Below are 3355 nucleotides of genomic sequence, written 5' to 3' on the forward strand. Positions count from 1 at the left end.
GCCTTCGGCCATGATGTGCGCGTGACCCGTGATGGTCGGGATCAACGCGTCGCCCAAGCGCTCATAGCGTGCATCGAACACACTGCCGATGATGCTTTCCTGCCTCCACGTGGCGCCTACGGCCAGCTTGTTGTCTGCTGCGAGGCACGCGACTTTCGCGCTGGTTCCGGTGCCGCAGGGTGAGCGGTCGTAGGCGTTGCCGGGACACAGCACGAAGTTGCGACTATCGATTCCCGCGTGAGGCGACGGCGCAAACAATTCGATGTGGTCGACAAACGCGCCGTCAGCACCCGTGATGTTTTGCGCGTGAAGCGCGTCGCGAATGGAACCGGTGAACGCGGTGAGCGTCGCCAGATTAGCGGGCACGAGATCATGACCATGATCGGCCGCGAGAAAAAACCAGTTGCCGCCCCACGCGACATCGCCCGTCAGCACGCCATGTCGGGGAACGTCGACGCTCACCGCATGACGGTGCCTGTAAGCCGGCACGTTGCGCACGCTCACGCTGCCGTTCGCGTGTAGCGTCGCCTCAACGATACCCACCGGCGTCTGGATCTTGTGCGCACCGGGCACGATCTTGCCGAGATACGCGAGCGACACGACCAGCCCGATCGTGCCGTGGCCGCACATGCCGAGATAGCCGACGTTGTTGAAAAAGATCACGGCTGCCGCGCATTCGGGATCGTCCGGCTCGCATAGCAACGCGCCCACGATCACGTCAGAGCCGCGCGGTTCCGTCACCACGCCCGCACGCCAGTCGTCGTGACGGGTGCGCAGGATATCGAAGCGTTCGGCCAGCGTACCGTGGCCTAGGTCCGGGCCGCCCGACACGACAAGACGGGTGGGCTCGCCGCCTGTGTGCGAATCGATGAAGTTCAAGGTTTTCATGCGTCAATCGTAGAAATTCGACGCCCGCGCGTCTTGGCGCCGCTATGCGCATTTGATGACGATTTCGGCATACACGGAGGTCCGGCACCGCCCTGCTCTTGCTGGTCAAGCCGACCCGGATCGTCGCATGGACTTGTGCCGAAATCGGCACCGCATTTGCGCGTAATGCGCAAGACTTGCGGCTTTCCTATGCCTACACTGACTCGGTCCCTCACTTAAGGAGCATCGCCGTGGCGCATATCTGGGAAGGCGTTTTACCCGCCGTCACCACCAAATTCAACGCGGATTTCAGCATAGATCGTGCGTGGACGCAGAAGAACATAGAAGCGCAGATTGCAGCCGGCGTAGACGGCATCATCGTCTGCGGATCGCTTGGCGAGGCGTCCACGCTTTCGCTCGATGAAAAACTCCAGGTACTCGATATCGCCGTCGACGCGTCGCGGGGACGCGTGCCCGTCCTGCTCACCATCGCTGAAAACAGCACACTCGACGGCTGCCGCCAGGCCGCAAACGGCGTGAAGCACGGCGCTGCGGGCTATATGGTGCTGCCGGGCTTGCGCTATGTATCGGACCGGCGCGAAACGCTCAATCACTACCGCATGGTCGCGGCCGCTAGCCCATTGCCGATCATGGTCTACAACAATCCGCTGGCGTATGGCGTGGACGTCACGCCGGACATGTTCGCCGAACTGGCCGACGAACCCAAGTTCGTTGCGATCAAGGAATCTGCGGGCGACGTGCGCCGCTTCACCGAACTGATCAACGCAACTGGCGACCGGTACGCGGTTTTCTGCGGCGTCGACAACCTCGCGATGGAAGCCATCCTGATGGGCGCGCAAGGGTGGGTCGCGGGGCTCGTATGTGCGTTCCCGGAAGAAACGGTCGCGATCTTCAAATTGCTGAAAGCGGGCCGCACAGAAGAAGCACGCGCGATTTACCGTTGGTTCGCACCGCTGCTCGCGCTCGATGTCTCGACCAAGCTCGTGCAAAACATCAAGCTCGCCGAAGCGATAGTCGGCTTGGGCACGGAGCCCGTCCGGCCACCGCGTTTGCCGCTCGCCGGCGACGAACGTCGTGAGGTGGAGGCGCTGATCAGGCGTTCCATCGAAACCCGGCCGGCGCTGCCGACGTTCTGAAGCGGGTTCTGTTCGTCAATTGAAAAAGCCGTCCTGCGACGGCTTTTTCGTTTTCAACCCCCGCACTTTCAGGCGGTGATTTCGTCCTCCTGGGGCAGTAGCATCCCGTTTTCGCCATAAAGATGCAGCAATCGATACCCGCTTTTGTACACAGGCTGTAGACGAAACTGGTTGATTGGATCGATGGAAAGCGCAAGCCGAAGCCGCGACACATGGCTGTCGATGGTCCGCGTCGCTTCCCGGAATTCGCGCCCCCAGACCATCGCGAAGATGTGGTCGCGTGACAGCACGCGGCCCACATTGGAGAAAAACAGCAAGGCCAGTTTGAACTGCGTGCCGCTGAGTTGCACGGGCTTGCCGTGTACCGTGACGCTTTGCTGCCGCGCATCGAAACGATACGGGCCCAACTCAGTGATCGCGGCGGTGTTGACCGGATACGCACGACGCAACAGCGCTTCCACGCGTGCGCCGAGTTCGCCTGCGCGGACCGGGTGCGTGACGAAATCGTCCGCGCCGGCATTGAGCGCGCGCACGATGTTGCTTTCGCCGCCATCCGCCGAAACGAACATGACCGGCACGCGGTCGCCGATACCGGAGCGCATGGATTTGAGCAGGTCGAGCCCGGACAAGCCGCTCGCATGCCAATCGAGGATCAGCATGTCCACGGTGGAGCGTGACAGCGACTTCGACATGGCGAGGCCGTCACTGAAGCGGACACAGGTATGGTTAAGACGTTCGACGATTTCGCCGACGACAAAACGTTGCTGGGGATCGGTTTGAAGAATTGCGACGCGCATGATGACGATGCCAAAAAATCTGCGGACGGTGACTTCGAAAGTCCGATGAAGGCACCGCGAAAAGGTCTTATTGAAGATCATTCAATGGACCGCTTAGACGCGCGATTCTCCCGAGGTGTAGCGCCTCGCTCCATCGGATAAGTCTTAATCTGCTGAGCGAACGGTCACAAATGCATTTGATCTGTCGCGCGGGCGTTTAGCTTGTATGTGTTTGTGTCCGTAAAACGTCACCCCGCGTCACCCCGTGCATGCACATTTCACGGCAGGCCGAAACAACGAACGCGGCGTTTCTGTAGGCTTGTCGTCATGAACTCGACCCTTTCTACTACTCCCGTCCGGCTGGACGCCCGCACCGCGTTGATCGTCACGACCGCCAGCATGGGCTTCGTCGTCTCGCAACTCGACGTCACCATAGTGAACGTCGCGCTGGCGAGCATTGGACGCGACATGCACGCAAGCGTCGCGGGGCTGCAATGGACCGTGGACTCGTACGCCCTCGCGTTCGCCGCACTGATGCTCTCGGCGGGCGTGCTC

Annotated in this window: 3 protein-coding genes and 1 pseudogene; 2 read left to right on the forward strand and 2 right to left on the reverse strand. The window is 61.1% G+C overall.

The window, feature by feature from the left end; all coding sequences use genetic code 11:
• On the reverse strand, positions 1-888 hold an 888-nt coding region (locus WCA53_RS06840), incomplete at its 3' end, for a 4-hydroxyproline epimerase (protein ID WP_423907252.1).
• A gap of 230 nt (positions 889-1118) precedes the next feature.
• Here WCA53_RS06840 and WCA53_RS06845 point away from each other — a divergent pair.
• The gene (locus WCA53_RS06845; protein ID WP_423907254.1) at positions 1119-2024 is read left to right on the forward strand and encodes a dihydrodipicolinate synthase family protein; all 906 of its coding nucleotides are present in this window, start codon (positions 1119-1121) and stop codon (positions 2022-2024) included.
• 68 nt (positions 2025-2092) lie between these two features.
• Here the strand turns inward: WCA53_RS06845 and WCA53_RS06850 are convergent, their stop codons facing one another.
• Positions 2093-2821, reverse strand: a complete 729-nt coding sequence (locus tag WCA53_RS06850; RefSeq protein ID WP_423907256.1) for a response regulator transcription factor — start codon at positions 2819-2821, stop codon at positions 2093-2095.
• A 306-nt stretch (positions 2822-3127) separates the two neighbouring features.
• On the opposite strand from WCA53_RS06850, the pseudogene WCA53_RS06855 reads away from it, so the two are divergent.
• A pseudogene (locus tag WCA53_RS06855) lies at positions 3128-3355 on the forward strand (MFS transporter); the annotation flags it as partial.

This window comes from Caballeronia sp. (genome assembly GCF_049581465.1).
Classification (GTDB): Bacteria; Pseudomonadota; Gammaproteobacteria; order Burkholderiales; family Burkholderiaceae; genus Caballeronia.

Bases quoted from the DNA above. Each gene is read 5' to 3' on its own strand.
- WCA53_RS06850 (WP_423907256.1), bottom strand. From the start codon at position 2,821: ATGCGCGTCGCAATTCTTCAAACCGATCCCCAGCAACGTTTTGTCGTC.